Source organism: Marinobacter sp. BW6, assembly GCF_008107725.1.
Taxonomy (GTDB): domain Bacteria; phylum Pseudomonadota; class Gammaproteobacteria; order Pseudomonadales; family Oleiphilaceae; genus Marinobacter.
This window is the reverse complement of the sequence record NZ_VIRN01000064.1, coordinates 1,251,381-1,277,194: the sequence shown is the minus strand read 5'-3', so window position 1 is coordinate 1,277,194 and position 25,814 is coordinate 1,251,381. Positions and strand designations below refer to the sequence as shown.

22 protein-coding genes and 1 pseudogene are annotated in these 25,814 nt (G+C 56.3%); 9 read left to right on the top strand and 14 right to left on the bottom strand.

Features of this window, described 5'->3' with window-relative positions; translation table 11 throughout:
* Positions 1 to 510 (bottom strand): acyl-CoA thioesterase, encoded by a 510-nt coding sequence (locus FMN52_RS14530; RefSeq protein ID WP_148609291.1) that lies wholly within the window; start codon positions 508 to 510, stop codon positions 1 to 3.
* Positions 510 to 1,433, bottom strand: coding sequence for a lactate dehydrogenase (locus FMN52_RS14525; RefSeq protein ID WP_148609290.1), 924 nt, complete (start codon positions 1,431 to 1,433; stop codon positions 510 to 512). The genes FMN52_RS14530 and FMN52_RS14525 overlap by 1 nt, the downstream gene beginning before the upstream one ends.
* A 112-nt stretch (positions 1,434 to 1,545) precedes the next feature.
* Between FMN52_RS14525 and FMN52_RS14520 the strand changes: the two genes are divergently transcribed.
* A complete protein-coding gene (locus tag FMN52_RS14520) occupies positions 1,546 to 2,703 on the top strand; it encodes a hypothetical protein (RefSeq protein WP_148609289.1) in 1,158 nt (385 codons plus the stop codon).
* A 44-nt stretch (positions 2,704 to 2,747) separates the two neighbouring features.
* Here FMN52_RS14520 and FMN52_RS14515 read toward each other — a convergent pair whose 3' ends face one another.
* From FMN52_RS14515 to FMN52_RS14505, 3 genes are all read right to left on the bottom strand, one after another.
* A complete protein-coding gene (locus FMN52_RS14515) occupies positions 2,748 to 3,932 on the bottom strand; it encodes a YbfB/YjiJ family MFS transporter (RefSeq protein ID WP_148609288.1) in 1,185 nt (394 codons plus the stop codon).
* Between the two features lie 30 nt (positions 3,933 to 3,962).
* Positions 3,963 to 4,529 carry an elongation factor P-like protein YeiP gene (gene yeiP, locus FMN52_RS14510; RefSeq protein WP_062781535.1) on the bottom strand — a complete coding sequence of 189 codons (567 nt, stop codon included), beginning with the start codon at positions 4,527 to 4,529 and terminating at the stop codon, positions 3,963 to 3,965.
* 76 nt (positions 4,530 to 4,605) lie between these two features.
* Positions 4,606 to 5,637 carry a low specificity L-threonine aldolase gene (locus FMN52_RS14505; protein WP_148609287.1) on the bottom strand — a complete coding sequence of 344 codons (1,032 nt, stop codon included), beginning with the start codon at positions 5,635 to 5,637 and terminating at the stop codon, positions 4,606 to 4,608.
* Between the two features lie 164 nt (positions 5,638 to 5,801).
* Between FMN52_RS14505 and FMN52_RS14500 the strand changes: the two genes are divergently transcribed.
* Positions 5,802 to 8,003: a LemA family protein gene (locus tag FMN52_RS14500; RefSeq protein ID WP_148609286.1), complete on the top strand. Its 2,202-nt coding sequence runs from the start codon at positions 5,802 to 5,804 to the stop codon at positions 8,001 to 8,003.
* 1 nt (position 8,004) lies between these two features.
* On the opposite strand, the gene FMN52_RS14495 is transcribed toward FMN52_RS14500, so the two are convergent.
* Positions 8,005 to 8,703, bottom strand: a complete 699-nt coding sequence (locus FMN52_RS14495) for a crotonase/enoyl-CoA hydratase family protein (protein ID WP_148609285.1) — start codon at positions 8,701 to 8,703, stop codon at positions 8,005 to 8,007.
* 355 nt (positions 8,704 to 9,058) lie between these two features.
* On the opposite strand from FMN52_RS14495, the gene zapE reads away from it, so the two are divergent.
* On the top strand, positions 9,059 to 10,528 hold the full coding sequence (gene zapE, locus FMN52_RS14490; RefSeq protein ID WP_240339490.1) for a cell division protein ZapE: 1,470 nt from the start codon (positions 9,059 to 9,061) through the stop codon (positions 10,526 to 10,528).
* Between the two features lie 138 nt (positions 10,529 to 10,666).
* Here zapE and FMN52_RS14485 read toward each other — a convergent pair whose 3' ends face one another.
* Both FMN52_RS14485 and trxC read right to left on the bottom strand, forming a co-directional pair.
* Positions 10,667 to 11,383 carry a transporter substrate-binding domain-containing protein gene (locus FMN52_RS14485; RefSeq protein ID WP_148609283.1) on the bottom strand — a complete coding sequence of 239 codons (717 nt, stop codon included), beginning with the start codon at positions 11,381 to 11,383 and terminating at the stop codon, positions 10,667 to 10,669.
* A gap of 256 nt (positions 11,384 to 11,639) precedes the next feature.
* A complete protein-coding gene (trxC, locus tag FMN52_RS14480) occupies positions 11,640 to 12,080 on the bottom strand; it encodes a thioredoxin TrxC (protein ID WP_148609282.1) in 441 nt (146 codons plus the stop codon).
* A 99-nt stretch (positions 12,081 to 12,179) separates the two neighbouring features.
* Between trxC and FMN52_RS14475 the strand changes: the two are divergent.
* Positions 12,180 to 13,037, top strand: a pseudogene (locus FMN52_RS14475) (SDR family oxidoreductase).
* A 9-nt stretch (positions 13,038 to 13,046) separates the two neighbouring features.
* Here FMN52_RS14475 and FMN52_RS14470 read toward each other — a convergent pair.
* On the bottom strand, positions 13,047 to 13,430 hold the full coding sequence (locus FMN52_RS14470) for a DUF2750 domain-containing protein (protein ID WP_148609281.1): 384 nt from the start codon (positions 13,428 to 13,430) through the stop codon (positions 13,047 to 13,049).
* A gap of 47 nt (positions 13,431 to 13,477) precedes the next feature.
* Positions 13,478 to 14,287 (bottom strand): type II CAAX endopeptidase family protein, encoded by an 810-nt coding sequence (locus FMN52_RS14465; RefSeq protein WP_148609280.1) that lies wholly within the window; start codon positions 14,285 to 14,287, stop codon positions 13,478 to 13,480.
* A gap of 192 nt (positions 14,288 to 14,479) precedes the next feature.
* Here FMN52_RS14465 and FMN52_RS14460 point away from each other — a divergent pair, with 192 nt between their 5' ends.
* The 3 genes from FMN52_RS14460 to FMN52_RS14450 are packed head-to-tail and all read left to right on the top strand — an operon-like array spanning position 14,480 to position 17,521.
* Positions 14,480 to 15,310, top strand: a complete 831-nt coding sequence (locus FMN52_RS14460) for a type II CAAX endopeptidase family protein (RefSeq protein ID WP_148609279.1) — start codon at positions 14,480 to 14,482, stop codon at positions 15,308 to 15,310.
* Entirely contained in the window at positions 15,307 to 16,524 is a 1,218-nt protein-coding gene (locus FMN52_RS14455) for a serine hydrolase domain-containing protein (RefSeq protein ID WP_148609278.1), read from the top strand. The genes FMN52_RS14460 and FMN52_RS14455 overlap by 4 nt, the downstream gene beginning before the upstream one ends.
* A 40-nt stretch (positions 16,525 to 16,564) precedes the next feature.
* Positions 16,565 to 17,521, top strand: coding sequence for a DUF2860 domain-containing protein (locus FMN52_RS14450; protein ID WP_148609277.1), 957 nt, complete (start codon positions 16,565 to 16,567; stop codon positions 17,519 to 17,521).
* Positions 17,522 to 17,548: 27 nt separating this feature from the next.
* Here the strand turns inward: FMN52_RS14450 and FMN52_RS14445 are convergent, their stop codons facing one another.
* The 3 genes from FMN52_RS14445 to FMN52_RS14435 form a co-directional block, all read right to left on the bottom strand.
* Positions 17,549 to 18,346, bottom strand: a complete 798-nt coding sequence (locus FMN52_RS14445) for an SDR family oxidoreductase (protein WP_148609276.1) — start codon at positions 18,344 to 18,346, stop codon at positions 17,549 to 17,551.
* 19 nt (positions 18,347 to 18,365) lie between these two features.
* Positions 18,366 to 19,415: a mechanosensitive ion channel domain-containing protein gene (locus FMN52_RS14440; protein ID WP_014577996.1), complete on the bottom strand. Its 1,050-nt coding sequence runs from the start codon at positions 19,413 to 19,415 to the stop codon at positions 18,366 to 18,368.
* A 74-nt stretch (positions 19,416 to 19,489) separates the two neighbouring features.
* Positions 19,490 to 21,046: a BCCT family transporter gene (locus FMN52_RS14435; protein WP_148609275.1), complete on the bottom strand. Its 1,557-nt coding sequence runs from the start codon at positions 21,044 to 21,046 to the stop codon at positions 19,490 to 19,492.
* 64 nt (positions 21,047 to 21,110) lie between these two features.
* On the opposite strand from FMN52_RS14435, the gene FMN52_RS14430 reads away from it, so the two are divergent.
* Both FMN52_RS14430 and ovoA read left to right on the top strand, forming a co-directional pair.
* Positions 21,111 to 22,379, top strand: coding sequence for a multidrug effflux MFS transporter (locus tag FMN52_RS14430; RefSeq protein WP_346341313.1), 1,269 nt, complete (start codon positions 21,111 to 21,113; stop codon positions 22,377 to 22,379).
* Between the two features lie 107 nt (positions 22,380 to 22,486).
* A complete protein-coding gene (ovoA, locus tag FMN52_RS14425) occupies positions 22,487 to 24,640 on the top strand; it encodes a 5-histidylcysteine sulfoxide synthase (RefSeq protein ID WP_148609273.1) in 2,154 nt (717 codons plus the stop codon).
* Here the strand turns inward: ovoA and FMN52_RS14420 are convergent.
* On the bottom strand, positions 24,615 to 25,724 hold the full coding sequence (locus FMN52_RS14420) for an ADP-ribosylglycohydrolase family protein (RefSeq protein ID WP_148609272.1): 1,110 nt from the start codon (positions 25,722 to 25,724) through the stop codon (positions 24,615 to 24,617). The two genes, ovoA and FMN52_RS14420, sit on opposite strands and share 26 nt — an antisense overlap.
* Positions 25,725 to 25,814: the final 90 nt, after the last annotated feature.

Below are 25,814 nucleotides of genomic sequence, written 5' to 3'. Positions count from 1 at the left end.
TTAATCGGATGACTGCCCAGAAGAGGAAGAAAGCTGCTTTCTGGTTGCGAGGCGTCCCTCGCGGCGAATCTGGGCATTTTTATATCTGCGCTTCTGCTCGCCCGTCTCCGGAATGACCTCCGGCACATCCACCGGCTTGTCATTGTCGTCCAGAGCAACAAACGTGAAAAACGCCGACAAAATATGGCGAGTGTCACCGGTGTAACTGTTCTCCGCCTCCACCTTCGCACCGATCTCCATGGACGAACCCCAGCTCCGGTTCAGCGACAGGCTGAACAGCAATGTATCGTTGCCCTTGGCCGGTGCCCTGAAATGAATCGAATCTACGGCAGCCGTGACGCATACATGGGCAGAATGCCGCTCTGCCACAACCAGCGCCAGCCGGTCGCATTTCGCCATGATCATGCCGCCGAACACTGTGTTATGAGAATTCATGTCGTTCGGAAACACCTTGTAAACGTGCTTCTCAATTGCAGATGCTGAGACGGGCTTTGAAGGCTTGTCAGCCATTAATGATCCTCTTTTTCCGGTGCCGATGAAGCAATGACGTCTCTGACCACGCTCGCGCTGTGCAAAAACGCCGCCTGTTCTTTTTCGTCAAGCCGCGGATGCAGGACCCGCTCAATGCCATTCCTGCCAATAACAGCAGGCAGGCTCAGGCAGACATCGTCCACGCCGAGAAAGCCGTCGACACGAAGGCTGACCGGTAGCGTGTGCTTCGCATCCGTTGCAATGCATTCGATGATCTCTGCCGCTGCCAGGGCAACCGCATAGTTGGTGCAACCCTTATGCTTTAGAACCTCAAAACCCGCGCGGGACGCCCTTTCAAACAAGGCATATCGCCCCGGCGTAGCGTCGAGTGTTTCTCCGCCAACGTCAGCGCAACTCATGGCCGGAAACTGGCTATCGCCATGCTCGCCCAGAATGTAAGCGCGAATATCCTCACTGTGGATGCGAAGCTCTTCTGCCAGCAATTGGCGAAACCTGCTCGAGTCCACCAATGTGCCGGTTCCAATAACCTGATTTGGACGAAAACCGCCAAACTCCAGAGCATAATGCACCAGAACATCCACAGGATTCGACACCATCACGATCTTGCAGTCCGGCGACATTCTCGCCAGCTCTGGCATCAGCTCCTTCATCAGTTCGACATTGCCCTGAGCCAGTTCCAGACGACTGCTCATGTTTTTCGGTGTAGGAACTGATGCGCAGACGGCAATCACATCCGAGCCGGCAGTATCCGAAAGAGTCCCCGCAGTAACCTGTGCAGGCGTATTCACAAACAATTGACCGTGCCGCAAATCAAGCACATCACCCAACACGGATTCTTTACTGCGACCAACCAGAACCAGTTCGTTGATTATGTTTTTCAACGTCAGCACGAAAGCCAGCGTTGACCCGACATTGCCCATGCCAATGACTGAAACTTTCATACCTCTACTCTCCCTCTGTGGAACCGCGCAAAGAACGAACCTGAAACACTGGTTTACCTGAAATGATGTATTAAGATGGCCCCTGACTTACTGATTCAGGGATGATCAAGGCATGGCTAAGCAACATTTCCGATATTCCGCCAGTATTTTGAAAACCGGCCAGCTACTGGGCGGACTAGGCGCATTACTGACCTTCATGCTGGGCAGCCTCTTCCTGCTGGAACTGCCAAACCTCAGCGAAATGGACCTCGCGCAGATCTACAAAGATGACTATGGCAACGTCCATTTCGACTTACAGATACTGGTTATCGTTGCGCTGATCGGCGCTCTGGTTGCAGCAGCCAATCGTAAAGTGAAAGTGAGCCTGGACAGTGAGACCGTCAGCATCAAAATTCCCAAACTGACCGGGCTTGGGTTGATGGGACTGACCACTGGCGAGCATCGAATCCCGCTGCACACCATACGGAAGATCGAGCTGACCCCGGTTACCGGTTTCCGGAATATGGCTCAGGCTATTCAGCAATCGCGGCTCAGCCTCATTACTGACAGTAAAACCTACCTGCTTCAACCCTACAACTTTTTGAGGGTCGGCGCTCCGGATCATCGACTGGGGCTTGCCGGAGCCTTCGGGAAACCCAAGGCGCGAGTAGAAGCCATAATCAGCGAAGCGCCTCTAGTGAGAGCCCTATCGGAAGCCGCAGGTGAAGCGCGTGTTGCCTCGACACCCGTTGATCGTACCGGGCCGCTCGCCAAACACTTCAACCTGCTCAAGCACCGGGGTATGTTGATTGAGTTGGTATTGCTGAGCGGCATGGGCCTCTATGCACTGACTGACTACCTCGTGCTCACCAACTACCTGATTCTTGGAGATTTGCCCATATGGCCATTTGTCTCAATGGGCTTACTGGCAGGAGCATTGGGGATTCGGCTTGGCAGAGGCGCTCCCGGCCCTGAGCGACTCGGAGTTGCCGCCATGCTCTGCATCGTGGCGATAGCAGCAACTTACCCCGGAATACAACGCTATACTCTCATCGCCTCCCCGGAGCCTGTGCCCATTGCCTACGAGATGGTCGAGGCCGCTTACTTCCAGAATTCAAGCTACCCTGCTATCGATCAACGGGACAGTAATATTCGAGAATACTGGGACAGCCTTCAAGCAGGAACGGACTTCTCTTTCTCGATCCACAAACCGGTGCTGGGCTTCGCCATGGTTGATATGTCGCCGGTGTACGAAAAGAGTCGGGCCTTTTACCGTGCCGGCGGCCAGTAGCACTCACGGCAAATAAAACGCTGCAGCGGTTCAATCACCGAAGCTTATTGGGAGAGAGTAGGCTCTGCCTCTCTTCCCTTTGCCTGCCGTGCGAGATGAAGCATAACAACACCTAACACCATCACCACGAGAGTCAGCCAGAGGCCGTTGGTGTAATTACCCTCCACATCGGCAAGATAACCAACCACGGCGGGCGCGACCATCTGTGCAATGCCATAGCTGAAGGTAAGCCGACTCATAGGCCGTGAGGGGTTCTCGGGGAAAACCCGTCCCACCATCGCCAGCATCATGCTGACAATACCGATAAAGCTGGCACCGTATATCACCGAACTGAGCATCACACTGGCCAGACTGGTATTCACAATCAGCATCAGGATGCTGACGGAGTTCAGGGTATAAGCCAGATAGAGCGCCAGCCACTGCCCCCAGCGGCGAGAGAACACATCCCATAACCAGCAGGCGGGGGTGGCAGCAAGGCCTGCAATCAGCCAGACCAGCCATCCCTGCCCCTGAAGTTCGGGTATGGATTCCGCGATCGCGACCAGAAAGGTGGCCGTGACCACATAGCCCACGCCGGCGCAGAAATACGCCAGCTGCAGGATCCGTATGAACCGGCTTCGCTCATCACCGGCCTTGGCCGCACCTGTTTTCGGCAAAGCACAGGCCCGATAGTCCGGCATCCAGCGCCAGGCCGGAACCAAGAGCGCCAGGGCCACCAGCCCGTAGATTACCCATTGCTGATCCCAGGTAAACGGATCTTTGATCAGTTCCGCTGTAACGGCAGTCAGGACAATCCCGAGGCCTATACCGGAAAAGAACACGCCTAGCTCGGATTTCTGGTTGTTCTTGATCAGCCAGCTCATCAGCAGACCAGCGCCAAGCAACATGCCCGCGGAGGTGCTCAGCCCGGAGATGAAACGCAGGATGAACCACAGCCACACGTTGGTGGTGTACCCCATGAGAACCGTTGAAACCACCGCAACCACCAGCCCGAGCTGGTAAAGCCTGACCTTGAGACCGAGATCGCTGATGCGGGTAATGAGGACCGCGCCAGTCAGGTAGCCGGCGTAGTTAACGGTTGCCAGCATGCCGACAACCGATTTGCTCAACCCCAATGCCGCGACCATTTCCGGGATCATGGGTGTGTAGGAAAACCGGGCAATCCCCACCATGACCACAACAGCAATCACGCTGGCGACCAACACCTTTATTGTTTCTATTGGCTTCACAGGGTGTCCTTACTTCGGAACAACTTCAGCTCAGGCGCGGCCCAGGAACTTGCGCTCCTCCACGTTAATGCGAATGCGATCTCCGGTGGAGATGTGCTCGGGAACCTGAACGACCAAACCCGTTGCAAAACGGGCGGGCTTGGTTCTGGCCGTCGCAGAGCCGCCCTTCACAGACGGGTCCGTCTCCTCGATTACCAGTTCAACCGTGGGCGGAAGAGCCAGAGAAACCGGCGAATCCTTCAACAGGATGACCATGACGCCCTGAGTATCTTCGGAAATGAACAGCAACTCGTCGGCAATGGCCTCGCGGTTCAGGCTGTACTGGGTGAAATCCTCGGTATCCATGAACACGTATTCATCGCCATCGGCGTAAGAAAAGGTGGCTTCACGGCGAGTGAGATCGGCCAGGTTAAGCATGTCCGAATCCTTGAAGGTCTCGTCCAGCTTCTGGTTGGTCACCACATCGTACATGCGCATGCGGTAAAGACTGCCGCCGGCCCGGCCCTGGGGCACTGAACGCTCGATGTCCTTTACAAAATACACCCGACCATCGTATTCAACGGCGGAGTTCTTTTTGATTTCACTGGCTCTGGGCATGTCTTCTGTTTCCGTAAAATAATTGGGATTTTGGGGCTGCTGATATACCACGACTTCGCCCCGGAATCGATAGATCTTAACTAACCAGGGCACGAACATCCGACAGGAAGCGGTCTACCTGTTCATTGGTCGTTGCCCAGGAACACATCAGACGGGCACTGCCACCGATAAAATTATAAAAGCGCCAGCCTTTGGCCCGCAGTGCTGCCTGCAACGGCTCCGGCATCTCCACGAAAACACCGTTGACCTGTCTCGGGTAGCGTAGCTGGATACCTGGAAGGCCTTCCAGCCCCGCGGCAAGGCGCTGGGCGCAGGCATTGGCGTGACGAGCGTTCTGCAACCACACATCGCCTTCGAGAAGCCCGCACCAGGGTGCAGAAATATAGCGCATCTTGGAGGCCAGCTGACCAGCCTGCTTACAACGCCACTCGAAGTCCTCCGCCAGAGACCGGTTGAAGAACACCACCGCCTCGCCGAGCGCCAGACCGTTCTTGGTACCGGAAAAGCATAAAACATCGACACCGGCCTTCCAGGTAATCTCCGACGGATGCACATCCAGCGCAGCCACCGCATTGGCGAAGCGGGCACCATCCATATGAATATTGAGCTTGTGGCGATCGGCGACCGACCGGATAACCCGCAGCTCCTCGGGTGTATAGACCGTGCCAACCTCTGTGGCCTGGGTAAGGCTGAGCGCCTTGGGCTTGGGGTAGTGAATATCGGTCCGTTTGGTTACCAGGTGCTCGATGCTCTCCGGTGTCAGCTTGCCGTTTTCACCCTGCCCCAAGAGCAGCTTGGCGCCGTTGGAGGCGTACTCCGGGCCGCCGCATTCATCGGTTTCAATATGGGCCAGCTCATGGCAGATCACGCTGTGAAACGACTGACCGATCGAAGCCAGGGCCAGAGAGTTGGCGGCGGTGCCATTGAACACAAAGTAAACGTCACAGTCGGTATCGAACAGCGTCCTCAGACCATCCGCCGCCTTTTGAGTCCAGCTGTCCTCGCCGTAGGCTGGTTCATCCATCCGGTTGGCCGCTTCCATGGCTTTCCAGGCCTGCGGGCATACACCGCTGTAGTTGTCGCTGGCAAACTGCTCGGACTGGGACACAACGCGCTCCTGAGTTCTGAAAGGAAAGCCTTTAACGTTATAGGAACCATCCACCCTTGCCAACATGCATTCCATCCCAATTCGAGTGGAGCCAGGGGGAACGAGAAAGCCCGATACTTTATACTCGTGCCCCTGAAAGCCAGCAGAACAAGGACTCTCCCGCCATGGGGCGCTTCAATATCGCCAGTATTCCCGGCCGGATTATCACCGCCATTATCGCAGTCGCCTGCCTGGCCGGCAGCTACTATGCAATGACGTCCGGGCTCAGCCAGCTCACCGAGGCACGGCAACTGGAACGACTACCTGAAACGCCCGTCGGCGCTTTGACCACAGGCCCCTATGTGATAGCAGGCGAGGTCACGGATCAGCTGGGAACTCTCGAAACCCCCTATTCCAAAACCGAGGCGGTCTACTATCGCTACAAACTGGAGGAGGAATATCGCGACTCGGACGGCGATCTGCGTACCCGCACCCTGGATTCCGGCGCCCGCGGCGGCGACTTCCAGCTCAGGGACCAGACCGGCTCGGTCATTGTGGCTCCTGGCAGCGACCTGGAAACGGTCGAATGGAATCTGGAGCGAACCTATCGCAATCAGTCCGGCCGCAGGATCTACTCGGAGTGGGCGCTCATTCCCGGACACACGGCGCGCGTAATCGGTCAGTACAGCAGCGAAGTCGGGGCAGTTAACTTTTATGGCCTCGAGGACTTCAGCCTTCCGGCCATGGTTTCCCGGAACACCCTGGCCGCGGACAGTGGCGACCGGTTCTTCGAAGCAGCCATCCGCATTTCCATCGCAACTGGCCTTCTGGCTCTCGGTATCGCGCTTTCGCTTCCTTTGATCAGAATTCACCGGTTCTGGGTCTATGTTCTGGTAATGACGATTGCGGTGTCCGGCACGCTCTCGGTGCTCGGCATCAATAAACTCCGGCAGGAATGGTCTGCCATCGCCACCTTGTATGAGGCCCGTTATCAAAAGATTGATGAGGCAAGCGCACGCTCGCTGGTATTGGCCGACGTGGCGGCTTTACAGCAACTGATCCGTCAGAGCACCAGTGGCTGGCTGGATCGCTGGATGTTCCGGAGCGTGGTCCAGAATCGCCTGCCAGTTCCCGAACTTGATGAGCAGACCGCCGGCATTGCCCGTTCCATCGTGGCCAGCCAGCCCGAGGGACGATACCAGCACGCCTGGACCAGCCGAGGGCTTGCAGCTGCCAGCATTATAGCCGCCCTGCTGCTTTTGTGGCTTTCGATCCGAACCGTCAAGTTCAAGCGCCTGATCGAAGCGGTACCTACCAGCAGCACCCGGGGACTCAGTTTTGGCGTCTCGGAGCTCAAGGCGATGGTGGATGTCGATGATGACCACCCGCCCCTTCGGGACCCATTGAAGAATGAGAAATGCGTGGCCTTCGACTACAAGGTGGAAGAAAAGCGTGGCTCCGGCAAAAACGAGAAGTGGCGAGTCATCGAGCATCGGGAAGAACGAGCGCCTTTCTGGCTGGAAGACAGCGAGGGAAAGGTTCTCGTCCAGCCAGACGGTGCGAAGATCGAATACCCGCAGTACCATTCGGAACGCCGGGGCGACAGGCGTTACACCGTCCGCTTCCTCGACACCTTCGTGAACGTTTACTGCCTGGGCTTTGCCGGCCTGGATCGCGATCAGCCGGACCGACTCACGATCCAGAAGGATGATGCCTCACCCTTCCTGATCAGTGGGAACCAAGAAGAGGACATTGTGCTGGATCGGGGGGCGCGGGGTTTTGCGGGCATCGCCCTGACACTTGGCCTGTTCCTGTTCTCCACTACGGCCCTGTTTGCCGCAGATGGGGGCTTCAGCCCGGACAACCTGATTCTGTCTGCCCTGACGGTACCGATCGTCCTGCTCGTCTACACAGGCATACTGCACTACAACGACATTGTGTTCCTGAAAAACCGCGTGGACCGGGCAGCCGCCAATATCGACACCATTCTCCAACAACGCCATGAGCTCTGGCCCAACCTGGAGAAGGTCGTGAAGGCGTCTCTGGCCCACGAAAAACAGCTGCTGAAAGCCATTGCCCAGCTACGCAGCGCGGACCCTGTCGAGATGAGTTCGAAGGGCCAGGCAGACAAGCTTATCCAGTTTGAACAGAAGGTAACCAATGCGCTCCAGGCCCGGATCGAGGGATATCCGGACCTGAAGAACAATGAGGTAATTCAGAAGTTCATGTCGATCATGGCAGAGACGGAAAATTACCTTTCGCTCTTGCGAAACAGCTACACCGAGAGCGCGATGATCTACAACACCCGGATCCAGTCGTTCCCGGACGTGATCCTGGCAAAGCTGTTCCGTTTCCGCGAAGCACCGCAGTTCAGTTCAAAAACGTGAACTAGCCGTTCAGGCCAAGGTGTTCGGCGTCCTGCTCGATGCAACGATCCAGCAGCGCCAGATAGTCCGCTTTGGCCTTCACCTTGGTTTCGCGGTGGGCGCGCATGTTCAGGGTTTTGAAATGCTGCGCCAGCTCGGTGGCCCGCTCAACCAGTTTGTCCTGGGCAACCACCTCGTCCAGGAAGCCCGCCTCTACGGCTCCTTCCGGGTTGTAGATCTCAGCGTTCACGACCGAACGGTAAAAGTGGGCCGGTGCCAGTCGATGGCGGGCAATCTCAATCCCGGCGTGGTGCATGGTCATGCCGATTGCCACTTCGTTCAGGCCCAGCTTGAAGGGCCCCTCAACACCAATGCGGTGATCCACTGACAGCAGAATGAACGCGCCCTTGGCAATGGCATGGCCGCTACAGGCACCAATGATTGGCAACGGGAATGCGGCCAGACGCCGGGTAAAGCTGGAGCCGGTTTTTACCAGCGCGGCTGCTTCTTTCGGCCCCTTCTGCATTTCTTTCAGGTCGTATCCGGCAGAGAACACGCCTGGCTGCCCAGTCAGGATCACAACGGCCTTGTCCTGTTCTGCCCGATCCAGCGCCGCGTTGAGCCCCTCGAATACTTCCTGACTCAGGGCATTGGCCTTGCCGTTGCTGATGGCAATCGTGGCAACATCGTCTTTCAAATCATAACTTACCAGCTCAGTCACCTGTTCTACCTCTCTACCGGGATTAAAGTGAGCGTTTGTTTACTTCGGTGGAGCTGATTGTGGGTTAGGCGGGCCAGAGATTCAATATCCATCGGTCATGTCGCCAAAACCTGGCCGAAATTTGAGATAGTCAAGTATCCGGTAAGGTCGCGAAGCGAACATTCAAGCGGCTGGAGCAATACTCTCCCCCCCGCTGTATTAAGCCTCTTTTTTAGGAATGTTCGCAGCGACAGGGCAGAACCCGGGGCTTGCCGAATAGAGGAGGTGTGTCAGGGTTAATTTGATACCCATACAGAAATCTAGCGTACCAAACCACCATGTTAATAAACTCATCAGTTCCATGATGAAGACTGTGATGAAGAATATGACAGCACAACATCGCGTCGCTTGGCGGTCCTTCCCGCCAGGCCCCGTGACAGCAGCGTATAAACGCATGGTGGATTCGGGGGAGGTGCAACGAGATGACGCGCAGGTCGCTCTGGCGGCAAAATTCGATGCCCTGCACGAGTCTCTTACCTCGCTCCCACCAGTATCAGTACGCAGCGACGAACCGACAGAGAGCAGCTTTAAAAACAGCAGTCCACTGTTACGGTTACTGGCGCGATCCTTGGCACACGCTCAGTCTTTTCTTCGAAAGAAGTTCCATTTGTGGTCTTTTGGTCCACCACCGCGAGGCATGTACATTCATGGACCGGTCGGGGTCGGCAAGAGCTTTCTAATGGATCTCTTTTACGCGTCGGTTTCTGTTCCTGATGATAATTCTTGCTGTACTAATGACAGCCACAAACACATAAACATAACCAAACGCCGCGTCCACTTTCATGAGTTCATGCTAGACGTCCATCATCGCATCTTTGCCTACAAACAGGAGTACCCACGAGGTGATGCGATTCCCATCATCGCGCAACAATTGGCACAAGAAGCCCAACTCCTCTGTTTCGATGAATTTCAAGTGACAGACGTTGCCGATGCCATGATTTTGAAGCGACTGTTTTCATTATTATTGGATTTGAATGTGGTGGTAGTGGCTACCTCGAATCGCTCTCCCGATGCCTTGTATGAGGGAGGCATTAACCGCTCCCTCTTTTTGCCATTCATAGACATGTTAAAACACACATTCGACATTATTTCCATGGAGGATTCCCAGAAGGATTATCGACTTGAAAATCGAGCGGATGGTCAATCCTATTTTTGGTCAAACAAGAAAGTTCATAGTGATAATAATAGTAAAAACAACATGCAGGCGCAGTTGGAAAAAATATTTGGTAGCACTGCATCCGGAACTGAGGCCGAGATCATTCCCGTCCTCTTTGGTCGCACCGTCCAGGTGACCCGATTGAATGACCGGTGCGCCTGGTTTGACTTTTCCGAGTTGTGCTACCAACCGCTCGGGGCGGCCGATTATATTTCTCTCTGCCGCCGATTTCCGGTCATCATCATGGAGCGCGTCCCCCAACTGGACGCCAATCACCTCAACGAAGCACGACGATTCGTGACCCTCATTGACGCGTGTTATGAATCTCGCACCCGCTTGGTGCTGGCGGCACAAGTCCCGCTCGACGAGTTGTTTGTTGATTTTGAAGCGCAAGTCGAAAGCAGCGACGGAGATGAAGAATTGATTGTCAATGAAAAGGGAGGAAACTCAAGTTCCTTTGCGACCACCATGATTCGCACCAAAGAGGGAGAATATTATGAGTGGTCGGCGACGGGTCGAATTGGCGTGTCACTGGCACAGCTATCGTCCGCCAATGATCTCGCCTTTTCCTTTCGACGAGCCGCGTCTCGGTTGGTTGAAATGGGAGGAAATGAATGGGGACGGCAATGACTAAAGGTCGCAGTGCGAACGTTCGCTTTTGTTTAGTAGTGCCCTGGATGCGGCTCGATCGCAAAGCGGACATTCTGGTAAGACGCCTGGAACTCCTCTTGCGTGCCTGGCGGGTGGACAAACCAACCGCCAATCTCTTTAACGAGCCGGCCGCGGCAATTCGGGTAGCATGGCCTCCAAGTCAATCGTGTAGGTAGAGAAAAAAGCTTCCGCCGCTTCAATTAAAGCAGTCTCGTTTTCAAGTATCCCAAGATAGACCGGCCACTCGGCGTCTATCAGTTCCGTGCTGTAAAGCTGCGGATCGACGTCCCCCAGTTGTGCAAGAAACCGGAACTCAGTTTCGTTCATGACGATGTAATCGCACCGTTTGTGCAGAAACATGAGCAGCATCTGCTCGGCATTGTAGGCGTCATGGCGCACCAGATGGCTCCCAATCCGCGCCTCAAGTCGATCACTGTAGACAAACCATCTGCGAAGACAGATACCTCCCTTGAGGTCATCGAAAGAGTCGGGTTGCCGGCCAGGCTGCGCAAACACGCGGTCACGCCAGGTCAACAGCGGCCCTACGGCGTGCATTCGGTCCGGCAGAGGCATCCACAGCGGGTTGGCGAAAACCGCATTGGCTAGTCCTCGCTCCAGAGCCCAGGCCTGGCGTTTGCGCGCCATCGGGAGGAAATCGGCTTCGATTCTGGTCTGTTTGTTGAATTCGTTGATCACCTCGACCAAAATGCCCTCGTTGAGATTATTGCCGTAATAAAACGGCAGAAAACCCTCGTCCGATCCCATAATCTTGAGCGTTTGGGAAGAAGCTGGGAGGAGCCAGAATGCCATGATGGTAAACAGGACTACTCTCATTCGATCCTCTTGGAGTGATCAATCGGGTAAGGCCGTCGCTTGCCCGACTCTGTCTTGCTAGTTACAGACAGTTTGGCTCGAATTCTGGCCACACGCCATGAGAAAGTCGATGTCGCTGCAAAGTCAGCTTTACCCACAAAAACTGTGGATAACTTTGTGGGAACAGCTCGGATAGGTGCCTTCAGCCCTGCAATGGCAAGGCCTCAGCAATTGTGGCGTTTTAATGACCGGCCAGCGAATAAATGGCCTTATCAGGCTAGCGAATACCCTTCGACTGCAGCCACTGAGTGATCTGCGCCTGATTCATGGCGCCGCTCTGGCGGGCCACTTCCCGGCCATTCTGGAACAGGATCATTGTGGGGATGCTGCGAATGCCAAACTGGCTGGCCGGACCCTGGGCCTGCTCGGTGTTCAGCTTGGCAAAGCGGACCTTGCCCCGCCAGTCTTTCGCGGCCTGCTCAAACTGAGGCGCCATCATCTTGCAGGGGCCACACCAGCTTGCCCAGAAGTCCACCAGCACCGGCAGATCACTGCGTCTGGTATGGGCAGCAAAGCTTTGATCCGTAAGTTCCAGAACCTGATCCGGCCACAACGGCTGCTTGCAGGCACCGCAATTACCGCCGGATGACAGTTTATCCGCAGGCACGCGATTGATCTTGTGGCAGTGGGGACAAACCAGGTGTCGGATGTCAGTCATGATTGATTACCCTCAGGTTGTGTTCTGATAGCAAAGATCGGGGCAGAGAAAGAGAAATCAAGCGGCGCACCCAGGCCGGTATCGCCAGCGCGGGCGTTTATGCACATAATGGAAAGCAAACATTGGCTGGCAACAGGAATGCTGGGGTTCAGGATGAAAAGACTTGATGGCAAGACCGCTCTGATCACCGGCGCGGCCCGCGGTATTGGTGAGGCAATCGCTATTCAGTTCGCCGAGCAGGGAGCAACGGTCATCGTATCGGATATCGATGACCAACGGGGCTAGGCACTGGTTGATGGTTCGGAACTGGACATGCGCTATCTTCACCTCGACGTCAGCGATGAGGCCCAATGGATAAGCTGCGCCCGTTCCATTGAAGATCAGTTCGGGGGGCTGGACATTCTGGTGAACAACGCCGGAATCACCGGTTTCCTGGAGAGTGCCGGACCCCACGATCCGGAAAACCTTGACCTGTCTTCCTGGCACAAAGTCCACGCTACAAACCTGAACGGTGTTGCTCTCGGCTGCAAGTATGCGATCAAGTTGATGAAGGGCTCCAAGTCCGCCAGCATCGTGAACATCTCCTCGAGGTCCGGCATTGTGGGCATTCCCGGGGCGGCGGCCTACGCGTCCAGCAAGGCCGGCGTCCGGAATCACACCAAGTCAGTGGCGTTGTACTGCGCCGAAAAAGGCTATCCGATCCGCTGTAACTCCATACATCCCGGCGCCATCATGAGCCCCATGTGGGAAGCGATGCTTGGAGAGGGAGAAGCAAGAGAAGCTGCGATTGCCGAGGTAGAAGCTGGCGTTCCAGTCGGAAGGATGGGAAAGCCCGAGGATGTTGCCTATGCGGCCCTGTACCTCGCCTCAGACGAATCAAACTACGTAACTGGCATTGAGCTGAACATCGACGGAGGAATACTGGCCGGAAGCGCCTCAGCTCCGGCCAGACGATAAAAGCCGTCTTCAGAAATCGGACATCACGTCCTGAAGATCCTGCTTGAGCTCTTCCGGTTCGGTGATCCATACCGTTTTATCGAGGCCGGGAAACACACCCACATCAAGTCCATCCCTGGTTAAGCCTGGAACCCATTTCCGAAAGAAGTCTGGCAGTGAAATACTGCGGGGCGTCAGCTCCTCGCCGCCGTTGGCGTACTCGGCGGCAAACGCCGAAGCCGGCCACACGGGCAGGTATTCCACATCGCCGTCTTCCGAGGCGATCTTGAGGAATTGGCTCTCACCATTAACCAGAATCCAGATTTCCCGTTCCTCGGCCACCTGGCTCAGGAAGTAGTCGTACCGCTCTTCACCATCCATTTCCATTACTTGATTGAGGTCTTCACTGCTCATGTCAGGTACGCCATTCCAGTCGTTTGCTTTTGGGTATTTGCCGGAGACTAACACGTATTTGGCAGAGACTGGCGGCCGCTTTTCCAAAACATGGCCAGCAGCGCTGCAAGGGCCAAGTTGCCGAACAGCATGAAGGGGTACATTTCAGGGGAGATTCGCAACCATTCACCGGTGAAGTTCATCATGGCGTGGAAAATCAGGACCGCCAGAATGCTTCTACCGGTGCGGTTATAAACGAGCACAATCAACAACGTATGGCAGATGATCATCGGCATCCACCAGTAAAGCTCGGGGTGAAACGTGGTGTTGGCGTAATACCCGGGAAACCAGACGAAGGGTGCGTGCCAGAACGCCCAGACTGCGCCATTCACCAGGCCAGCCACAACCGGGCTGAAACGTTGTTGAAGGGCGTCCAGATAAAAACCGCGTAACCCCACCTCTTCCACTGCCGGAAACACAAAGGAAAGAACCAACAAAAACAGCAAGGGCCCGGGCTTAACAAACAACTGCCAGTTCGTATCGAGGGGCTCGCCAGCAACGCCCAGAAGCATTGCCAAGCTCGCCATGGCAAGATCGTACGCAAGCCAGAACAACAGGATGATGAGCCACCAGCGGCCGGGGATACGACGCCAGTCCGTCAGACGCCGCCACAGGTCTTCCAGTTGCTCTTTTCCACCTTTCGCCGCTGCAAGGCCAAGACCGGCAACGACAGGGCTGGCCCCGCCAATCAAAAACCAGATCAGGTTTGGAAATGCCCAAACCGAGGAATCCGAGAGCAACACCGGTATCCAGAAGATATACGCCCACCCCAGGTACACCAGGGGGAAGGCTATTAACGGTCGCCTGATCAATGGCATTGCCCTCCGTGAGTCATCGTTCCGGGCAGTATCCCCGCAACGCGTCAGCCTTTGTTGATATATATCAAGTGTTCGGCAGGTCAATGGTAACCGAAGGACTTCTCCCTACCCACGCCTTGGTTTAGCTGCGTATCATCATGATGCAGTGGAATCGGCTGACTCCTCAGCCATCCACAACACGGACACCCGAGAATGCCTTCTACAGATCAAAGCACACAACCCCATGCCATCCCCTTTCGGTCGATAACCCTGTTTCTGTTGCTGACCTTCGGCATCGCCTGGGGAATCCTGGCTGCCTTCATCTTTTTTCCTGCAACCATGGTTGGACTGTTCGGCGAAATCACCGGCGAACACCCGCTTTTCTATCTCGCGGTCTGGGCCCCGGCCATCTCGGCCTTCATTGTGATTTTTCGGTGGTCCGGGCTGGAAGGATTGCGACGGCATTTGGGGCGCGCCCTGCTGTGGCGCTGCTCATGGCCCTGGTATGCGTTCCTGCTTCTTGGCGTGCCCTTGGTGTTCTTCGTGGGGTCGTTCTTAAAGGGCAACCTTTCAGAGACTGCCTTCCCATTCCCGTCTGCGTCCTCGTTTCTGGTTGCACTTTTTTTTATTGCTATCAAAGGCCCCATTGAGGAGTTCGGCTGGCGAGGCCTGGCACTCCCCCTCCTGCAACGCAAGATGACGCCAATATGGGCCGCACTTGTCATTGGCGTGATCTGGGGGCTTTGGCACACGCCAGCTTTTCTGCTGAGTGGTACCGAGCAGAGCGCCTGGTCATTCCTGCCATTCATTACGGGCACCATTGCACTGAGTGTGATTGTCACCCCTCTGTTCAATGCCTCCCGGGGCAGCATCTTCCTCCCCGCACTCTTTCACTTCATGCTCATCAATCCAGTCTGGCCCGACGCCCAACCCTATGACACCTATATTTTCGCGTTGATTGCCATTGTCATCGTCTGGTTACATCGGGACAGTATGTTCACGCGCACCAATAGCGTTACCGAGGTCGTCCCGGACAAACAGTGAACGCATTGATGACTTTGCGAAAAGGGCCGGGTTCCGGCCTCAAAACTTTAATTCTGGTGAGCCTGCTCTCGTTGACTGCCTGCCTGGCCAGTCCTCAGCGGGCAGCCAATACGCCCCTGGAGGCCGCATTCTCAGACGCACTGGAGCGGTTTCAGAGCGAGTACGATTTCCCCGGCATAACCGCCAGTTACGTGCTTCCTGATGGTTCTTCGCACTCAGCAGCAGCCGGCTGGGCCGATGCAGAACTTCGCGAGCCAATGACGCCGGAGTCGAGAATGCTGGCCGCGAGTATCGGCAAGACATTCGTTGCCGCCACCATGGTGTCGGTCGCCCAGGAACGCGACATGGATCTGGACGCCACCGTATCGACATGGCTGGGTCGGAACAGCTGGTTCCGGCGGCTGCCAAACCATCAGAGCCTGACTGTTCGCCAGCTGCTTAATCACACATCGGGCTTACCGAACCATGTGTACCTGCCAGCCTTTGCAGAAGCAGTCTCACAACGCTGGCCGGAACCCGGAAACTCATTCACACCCGAAACACTGGTCGGTTTCGTTCTGGACGCAGAAGCACTGTTTCCAGCAGGCGAGCAATGGGCTTACACAGACACCGGGTATATTCTTATCGGACTTGCCATTGAAGCGATCACGGGACGAACTTACTACCAAGAGGTTAACGACCGTTTTCTCGAACCACTGGAGCTGACGGCAACAGCAGCATCGAACAAACGCTGGCTTCCGGGCCTGGCTGCTGGGTATGTTACTGCCGACAATCCCTTTGGCTTCCCGGCAAAAACAACAGATAAGAACGGCGTTATGGTGTGGAATCCAGCGCTGGAGTGGACCGGCGGTGGACTGATCAGCACTTCCCGTGACCTGGCACAATGGGGGGCTGCCCTGTTTGGCGGACAAGGAGTGTCAGAGGAGATCCTGAACACAATGCTTCAGTCTGTTCCGATCGGCGAAGACATGCCCGGGACCTATTATGGCCTCGGCGTCGCCATTTCCCGATCGGGTCCGCTTTCACCGGTCTTCGGTCATGGTGGCTGGATCCCTGGCTACAGCTCAAGTCTCCGTCATTATGTCCGGAGCGGGATTACCATTGCCTTCCAGATCAACAGTGATCGTATCTCTCACCAACACCTGTCTGACATCGAACTATGCCTTGCCGCTGTAGTCATATCAGGTGGCAAAGAAACCGACTGTGTACCCTGAGCACATCGCCCCCGACTAGTCGCTAACCCGGAGCTGAAAAATGAAAAAACACCTCGCCCTCCCGATCCTGTGCATCGCGATGCCTGTCTTCGCGCAACCGGCGCCTCCTCAAAAGGGGTTCAGTGGTGAAGTCTCGCTAAATGCGGGGATCATCTCTTCAACGTCCAACTTTAACGTCGATGGCGACCGAACCATCAGCTCTCTTGAGAACAAGGCAGACAGTGAGTCAGAGGGCCTGATTGCGCCGCTTGGCAACGTTGCCTACACCTTTGGCGATGGACTGAAACAGCAGATTTACTTTGGTACCACACGGGAAGACATAGCGGTCGGCACGCTGGCTGTGCAACTGGGGTATAAACACACACTCATTACCGGCACGGTAGTGGATGTTTCCTTTTTGCCCACGGTGATTTCGGGAGAAACCTGGCAGAACCCATATGAGCTGAATACGCCAAGACGAGAAACCGACATCTCGGGCAACGCCTATCGCCTTCAGTTGAACAGCATTTCCGGCTCCGCCTTCAGCCTCGATCTTGCCTTTGCGACGGCGGATGTTGAGGACGATCTGACCGCAGGAACCGATCTGGCTCGCGATGCCGACATTTACTACGCCAAGGGCAGTTACCGTTTCACCCTCTCTCCGACCAGCTTTGTCTCACCCTCTGCCCTTTACATCCAACATGATGCCGATGGCAGTGCCAGTAGCTTCGATGCCTATGGCGCCGAAGTAAGCTGGTTCAACATTCTGGGCAGGCACAGCCTGGTTTTGACTGCAGGCTTCACCAGACGGGACTACGACAGTGCCAGCACGTTGTTCAATAAGAAGCGCTCGGATGATGAGCTCAACTTGTTCGCGGCCTACGAGTACCCGGAATTTATGGGTTGGAAGGATTGGTCGTTTATTTCGTTTGCAGGCTACGGCGACACCCAGTCCAACCTGACCTTCTACGATGAATCTTCATACCTGTTTGCAGTGGGGCTGAACTACAAGTTCTGATCAGCCCCGGTTTTGATCGGCTGACCCCTAGGATCGAGCCCTCGCCATGCGAAACAGGGCCTCTGGCGAGATTCGCTTGATCCAGAGGGCAGCCATTTCCTTGCCCTTACCCACCGGGATTTCGCGTTTCTTTGCCGTTAACCCCTTGAACACCACCTCCGCGCACTCGGTCACGTCCATGCCGCCTGCAATATCCTCATCTTCCTTGCCGTAGGCTGATCCGTCACCGGCAAGGGCATTGCGGGAAATATCCGTGCGAATGAAGCCGGGGGTGATTGTCGACACGCTCACTCCCTGGCCTTCCACCTCGGCGCGTAACGCATCGAAGAATCCCATAACGGCATGCTTCGCGGCACAATAGCCGGTACGCATGGGGGCGCCGACCTTGCCGGCAACGCTGGAGGTCACGGCAAGGTGGCCGGAGCCACGCTCGAGCATATGGGGAAGCACCGCTTTGGTCAGCGCAATCTGGCCCATGACATCCACATCCATGAGCTTTTGGTAAACGGACATGTCGGTGTCCTTGCACAGGGACCGCTGCGAAACGCCGGCGTTGTTCACCAGCAGATCGATGGTACCGAACTGAGCCAGGACCATCTCAACCTTGCCTGGAAGTGAATCCCAGTCGGTAACGTCCAGCGGGAGTACCAATACTTGCCCAGTTGCTGTCCCGGCGACAGCCCGGCAACGTTCGGCAACACGCTCCAACTCATCTTCCCGGCGAGCGGAAAGCACCAGACGGTCACCATTCTTCGCAAACTGCAAAGCAAGTGCTTCACCGATGCCAGAGGAAGCACCGGTTATCCAGGCGGTTTTGGCAGACATGCAGGGTCCTCGAGAAATCTCAGTTTTCCACCATCCGGGCCCGAAGCCTAGGTAGCTGAGCCGGGTAGTGTTCCTGAATGAAGGTTACCATGCCCTCCCGGACCGCACATCTCAGGTCCCAGTTCTTGCTGGAGTTGGCGGCGCTCATCAAAAAACGCACCTGGATGGCCTGATCACTGGAATCGGTCACCTGCACCGAGGAAAATTCGCCATCCCAGAGCCCCGATTCATTGAGCAGACGAGTGAATTCCTGCCGGAGCGGTTCGACCGGCATGGTGTAGTCGACCCAGATAAAGACGGTTCCCAGCAGCTCTGCGGTATTCCTGGACCAGTTCTGGAACGGGTTCTCGATAAACCATTGCAGCGGAACAACAAGGCGGCGGAGATCCCACACGCGCAGGACCACATAAGTGGCAGTCACTTCCTCGACCCAACACCACTCACCCTGCACGTAAAGCACGTCGTCTATACGGAAAGGCTGAGTCAGAGCGATCTGCATGCCAGCCAGCAGGTTGCTGAGCACAGGACGGGCCGCGAAACCGAGAATCAGGCCGCCGACACCCGCGGAGGCGAGAAGGCTGGCGCCCATGTGCTGAACCGATTCAAAGGTCATCAGGGCAGCGCCGAGACCGATGATCACGATGAGAATGTTAAGTGCGCGGACCAGGAATCGGGTCTGGGTTTCGACCTTGCGGGCTCGCTTCCACTGCCCTTCCAGCACCGGATTGAGCGCGACAATGACTTCGCCAATAGCCGAGGTCAGTCTGACCGCCGCCCAGGTGATAGCAAGGATGAGCAGCAGGGTGGCAACCTGCTGAATGGCTGAGATCAAGGGGAGATCCGCTGGCGCGGCGGCCAACGAACCGACCAGGGTAAGCAGGCAGAAAACGACACCCAAAGCCCGGGCAGCGGCATCCAGAAACAGCCGGATGACCGTTCGGGACTCTGAGAAATGCCGGAACACAGCGAGGGCCAGACGGTAAACGATGTAAGTAACCGCAACCGCAAGAATCGCCGAAGACCCCGGCCACAACCAAGCCGTGAAACCGGCTTCAAACGATTCCAGCATCAGCCCTCCAGGAGCTTTCGATCAGAGGAGTTCGCGGGGAAGAACGTCCCTGTCCCGCTGTGTTCCATAAAAGCCTAGACCAGCCCTTGCTCACGCGCCATTGCCATAGCGGCTTTGGGCCCGGTCCAGAGCGAAGGAAGGATAATCAGTGAAACCGGAATCGCTGTCAGCACAATGAACTGCTGGAGCACACCAATCTGGCCGGCCCCCATATAAAGAAGAATGGCGGCCATCAATGCCATAGCACCTCCCCAGAACACACGAATCCACGGATTCGGTTCGTCATGACCAGCCCCGACCATGGCAATTGAATAGCTCATGGAGTCGCCGGTGGTGGCTACGAAGATGGTCGTCAGCAGCAATATCGCAGCTGCCATCCAGGTACCGCCCGGCAAGGCCTGAGCGACGGTTAGTGTTGCCACATCAAAACGGAAGTTGTTCAGTGCCTCGGTCAGGTCGAAAGTGCCGGCAAGCTGGTGGTGAATGCCAGAGCCACCCAGGAGGGTGAACCAGATCGTTGTCGCAATGGGCGCCAGAACAGCCACAGCCATAACCATTTCGCGGACTGTCCGGCCACGGGAAATTCTGGCGACAAATACCGCCATCAAGGGGGTATAGCCAATGAACCAGGCAAAGAAAAACACTGTCCACCACTTCATCCACCAGGCGGGCGCCGTTTCGGCGGTCATGGTCGCCATCGCAAAGAACGAGGTGACGTATTCACCCATCGACTGGGTGTAGGTATTGGCCAGGAACAGCGTGGGGCCGAAGACAAAGATTACCCCGGCAATGACCAGTGCCAATATCACGTTGAAACGGCTCAGCAACTGAATGCCCTTGTGCAGACCGGTCATGGCCGAGGTCATGTAGACGCCAGCCAGCACCACCAGCACGCTCAACTGGGTACCGTAACCGTCTGACACTCCGAACAGTTCATGCAGACCAAAACTCATCTGGGTGGCCAGAAACCCGATGGGCCCGACGGTTCCGGCCACAACGGCAATGACACAGAAGGCATCAATGACACCACCGAGCCGACCCTGAATCACCTTCTCGCCAAAGACCGGGTACAACAGCGTTCTTGGCTGCAGGGGTTTGCCCTGGCCGTAGTGAGCCCGGGTCAGAACCAGAGCCGTGAGGGAGCCGAGCACTGCCCAGGCCAGGAACCCCCAGTGAGTGAACGACTGGGCCATGGCGGGCGCGACCGCTGCAGCGGATCCAGCTTCGGTATCAAACGCCGGCGGTGTAACAACGAAGTGGTAAACCGGTTCACCGGCGGCAAAAAACACACCGCCCCCGGCCAGCAAGGTACACATGATCATCGAAAGCCACCGGAAGCGCCCGATTTCCGGTCGATCCAGCCCGCCGATTCGCGCGGCACCGGCGCGGCTCAGGGCCGTACCAACGGCAATGAAGAAGGTGAGTAGCAGGAGCACCTGGAAGAAGGAGCCCAGATAGGTAGCGGTCCACGCGAATCCGCTTCCGATCAGGTTGGCCACGTAGCTGCTGTCAATAATGGAGGCGCCCACAAACAGAAGTATGAAGCCGATAGTAAGCACCAAAACAACGGGATCACTGTCTGTAAGCGGCCCGCTCCTGGCTCGCGGGAGAGATTTAGATTGAACGGTCATGAAGTCTGCCTCCGGAAGAAAAAGCCGCGCAGGCTACAGGAAGTGAACGGATGATGCACGGGGGATTTCTGAAAATACGCATGGTCCGATAAAAAGCACCACCGTATCGTTAGGGTTCTATCTTTCGAGGAGATCACTCTTGTCGCATCTGCACCTGGCCATACTGCTGGGCATGACCGTGGCACTCGGGCCATTGGCACTTGATGCCTATTTGCCCGCTTTCCCGGAGATTGCCGACGGTCTTGGCGTCGATCACGGGCACGTGGGGCTCACGCTCAGCGCCTATGTAACCACACTGGGTCTTGCCCAACTGGTGGGCGGCCCCCTGTCTGACCGATACGGTCGCAAACCGGTGCTTTTCGGGGGGCTGCTGATCTTTATGGCAGGCGCGGTCATGGTATCGCTGGCGGATAGCCTGTCCGACATGGTGCTCTGGCGGATAGCGCAGGGTATTGGTGGCGCTTTCTGTGCGGTGTCGGTTCCTGCGATTGTTCGCGATGAAGTCAGTGGACAGGACGCTGCACGGCTGTTCGGGCTCATTGGCCTGATCATGTTCATAGCGCCCGCTGCGGCACCCTCGCTGGGTTCACTGATGCTTGCACTGGGTGAGTGGCATTGGATATTCCTGATGCTAGCCTGCTATGCCGCGTTTCTTGTGCTGACTCTCCAGGTGGCGCTTTTCCCGAGGCTTCAACCGCGCACACCAACAACCACGCCCATTCGCTCTCTTGTGACCAATTACCTGCTGGTACTCAGGCACAAAACCACCATGCGCTTTATTGGCATTCAGGTTCTGTGTTTCAGCACCATGCTGTTGTTCATCACCCATTCTTCGTTTATCTACCAGGAATGGTACGGCCTCTCCAACAGCACGTTCGCCATTTTGTTCGCCGCCAACATTGCGTTCATGGCTGCCCTGAATCTGATTAACCGTCCGCTGCTGAGGCGATTTTCCTCGGTGCAACTGGTGCGCGCCCAGGTTATTGCACAATGCCTGACTCTTGTTGCGCTGGTTGCCAGCGTTCAGTTCCATGGCCCCCTCTGGCTGGTGGCAGGCTGCATCATTGTTGCCATCGGCTGCCAGGGCGGCATAGTGCCTAACAACATGGCCAACGCCATGGAGTTTTTCCCGAACCTCAGTGGCACAGCGGCCGCCCTGCTGGGCGCATCGCAGTTCACCATTGCCGGGGCCGTCAGCACCCTTTCTTCTGTCTCGGGTGACCTGACACTCCTGAGCATCGCAATTTCAATGCTGGCCTGCTCGTCGGGTGCCGTTCTTCTTGCCCTGGGCGCGCCCAGGGCGGTGGCTTTGGCGAAAGAATACGGTTTGTAACAATTTCAGCACAGGGATCGTCTAAACAGTTTTCGGGGGAAATTGAACCACCCCCCACAAAGAAGACGTATTGCTGAAAGCAAACACAACAAAGGATGTGTCCAGAAATGACAATGCCAATACCGGAAGCGCAGTCCCCCACCCGAGCACTCACACCAAAAGTTGGCCTCCTGAGAACGCCGGATCTGAGCGCTGGTTCCGCAGAGGACAAACGCGCCGAAATCGCTTCCTACTTTACCAACACCTTTGACATTTACACGCGCCTTTTCGACTGCCTTGCCGATGACGCCGGATACTTCCAGAAGTCGATACCCCTGAGACATCCCCTCATCTTTTACCTTGGCCATACCGCAACATTCTTCGTTAACAAGCTGGTACTGGCCAAGCTGCTCCCCGAGCGCATAGACCCGCACATGGAATCGATTTTTGCAGTGGGTGTCGATGAGATGAGTTGGGACGACCTGGACGAAGACCATTACGACTGGCCCACCGTCGCCGAAGTTCTGGATTACCGGGCCAAAGTCCGGGCCACCGTTCTCGATCTAATCGAAACACTCCCTCTCAGCCTGCCTATCAACTGGGAAAGTCCCTGGTGGCCAATCGTCATGGGAGTCGAGCACGAACGTATCCATTTGGAGACCTCGTCTGTGCTGATCCGCCAACACGATCTGGCAAGGGTCCGCCCGCAGATGGAGTGGAACCCGATTCGTGAAACCGGTGAAGCGCCGGAAAACGAACTGATCACCGTGCCAGCCGGCACAGTTTCAATCGGCAAACCCTACGATGACGCCTACTACGGCTGGGACAATGAATACGGCGAACACGAGGCTCGGGTCGACGAATTCAGGGCCAGCCAGTATCTGGTCAGTAACCAGGAATTCCTGGAGTTTGTCGAAGCCGGTGGTTACCAGGAAGATCGATTCTGGAGTGAAGAGGGTTGTGCCTGGCGACAATTCGCCAAGGCCAGGCATCCGACCTTCTGGCGCTGGCAGAATGGATGGCAACTGCGCCTTATGGCTGAAGAGGTCGAGATGCCCTGGGACTGGCCCGTGGAAGTGAATTACCACGAAGCCAAAGCCTTTTGTGAGTGGAAACGGGAGCAAACCGGCCAGCCCATCCGCCTGCCCACAGAGGACGAGTGGCACCGCCTGTGCGAGGAGGCCGGCATCGAAGAAGTGGGGCATGATCCCTCCAACGCCAACCTGCATCTCGACCATGGAGCATCGTCGTGCCCGGTTACCAGGTTCCGGCATGGTCAGTGGTTCGACGTTGTTGGCAACGTCTGGCAATGGACGGAGACACCGACCTATCCGTTCGATAATTTCAAGGTTCATCCGCTGTACGACGATTTCACAACGCCGACGTTCGACGGGCAACACAACCTGATCAAGGGCGGCTCCTGGATTTCCTGCGGCAACGAAGCCCGATTGTCGGCTCGTTATGCGTTCCGCAGGCACTTCTTCCAGCATGCCGGCTTCCGCTACATCGCCTCCGAAAACGAGGCCGTGCAACCCAACGCCTACTATGAAAGCGACCGGTTGCTGACTGAATACGCGGAATTCCACTTCGGTGACACCTGGTTTGGTGTCGAGAACTTCCCCAAAGCCCTGGCGGATCTTGCCCTGGATGCGATGACGGGCAAGCCAACCGGAAAAGCCCTGGATCTGGGCTGTGCCTGCGGCCGGTCCAGCTTTGAATTGGCAAGGCGCTTTGACGAGGTGGAAGGTGTCGATTTCTCGGCCAACTTTATCAGGCTGGGCGTGGAGATGGCCGAGCAGGGCTCCATTCGCTATGCGCTGGCAGAGGAAGGTGAACTGGTCAGCTATCACACCCGGACACTTAAAGAGCTGGGTCTTGAGGAATGCTCAGATCGGGTAAGCTTCTACCAGGGCGATGCCTGTAACCTGAAACCGCAGTACTCGGGCTACGACCTTGTTCTGGCGGCCAACCTCATTGATCGCCTTTACCGCCCAAGGCGCTTCCTGGACAGCATTCACGAGCGCATTAACGACGGTGGCCTGTTGGTTATTGCCTCACCGTACACGTGGCTGGAGGAACACACGCCGAAAGAAGAGTGGATTGGCGGATTCAAAAAGGATGGAGAGAATCACACCACCCTGGATGGCCTGAAAGGACACCTTTCACAGCATTTCCGCCTGGTCAGTGAGCCCAGAAAGGTGCCTTTCGTTATCCGCGAAACCCAACACAAGTTCCAGCATACCCTGTCGGAAGTGACTATCTGGGAGCGGTTGCCGCGCTGATCAGCGCGGTGATTTCCTCACTGATCGCCCCGTGGTCCTCCAACTGATCGAACCAGTTGGTGGCCACTTGGTCGGTCGTCAGGCCCAATAGCGTCCCCAGCACGATGCCTCTGTGAACGTTATCGCCACCCAGGTTGGTGTTCATGCGCAGCGCAAGCCATGGATCGTTCCGGTATTTGTAGGCCAGGTACAGAACAACCGGCCAGGAGTCGGAGATATAACACGCCGGCGAATACATCCTGCCCACGACTTGGTTGTCGGGCAGGTTCTGCTTGACCAACCCCGCGATATCCAGCCCGCCAGCACCCTTGCCAGCCTCTGAAAGCAGCGCCTTGACACCCTCCTCATCGGGACCTTCGAGCAGACCACAGAGGAGTTTCACGTAGCGGTCGCACACCCTCATCAAGCTCTCATCCGGATGGGTCAGCGCAAGATGGTCCCGACAATGGGCCTGAATGCCGGGTACGTCCCTGCCACGGAGTCGCTCTGCAAACACCAGTGCGGCAATCGTCACCAGGCCACCGATGGAAGGCGTATCGTGGGTAACCATGGCACACTGCTGCGCCGGTAAACCCTTCGCATAATTGGCGAAAAACCCTCGATGGTAGGATTCCGCATAGGTGTCCGGATGGGCCGGTGGATCAGCGGTCATAAAGCCGATGTACGCCGAGAGAAACGCCTGAGAACTGTATTCACCGTTCCCGTCCGCCAGGCAACGCATGAGCACGCGGCTGCAATGGGCATTCAGGGTGTTCTCGCCCGCACCCATGCCTTGGTGATAATGCACGTTCGGTACATTCCAGAACTGGTCGCGGCCCTTGAGGATAACCTCGCCCACAATTTGCGGCTCTGCCTCAGCATTATGACCAGAACGGCGACCACCACTGCGGGTGGAATGCAAAGACATGATCGATGAAGGATGGAACTCCGGTGCGGCCTCAAATCGCTGGACCCCTCCCGGAAACGCCTTTTCGATGTCCATCGGGTTGTAGTACCAGTGGACGGGCATGGCGAGGGCATCAGCAACGAACTGTGTTTTCAGTGCGCTCGCAATTCGGGATACATAGTTGGAATCAACGCTCATCACATCATCTCCTGACACAAACGCCTCGTAATCCCGTTGCTGTCAATTACAGACAGTTTTCTGAGGCACACAAAAAAACCGCGCCCCGGA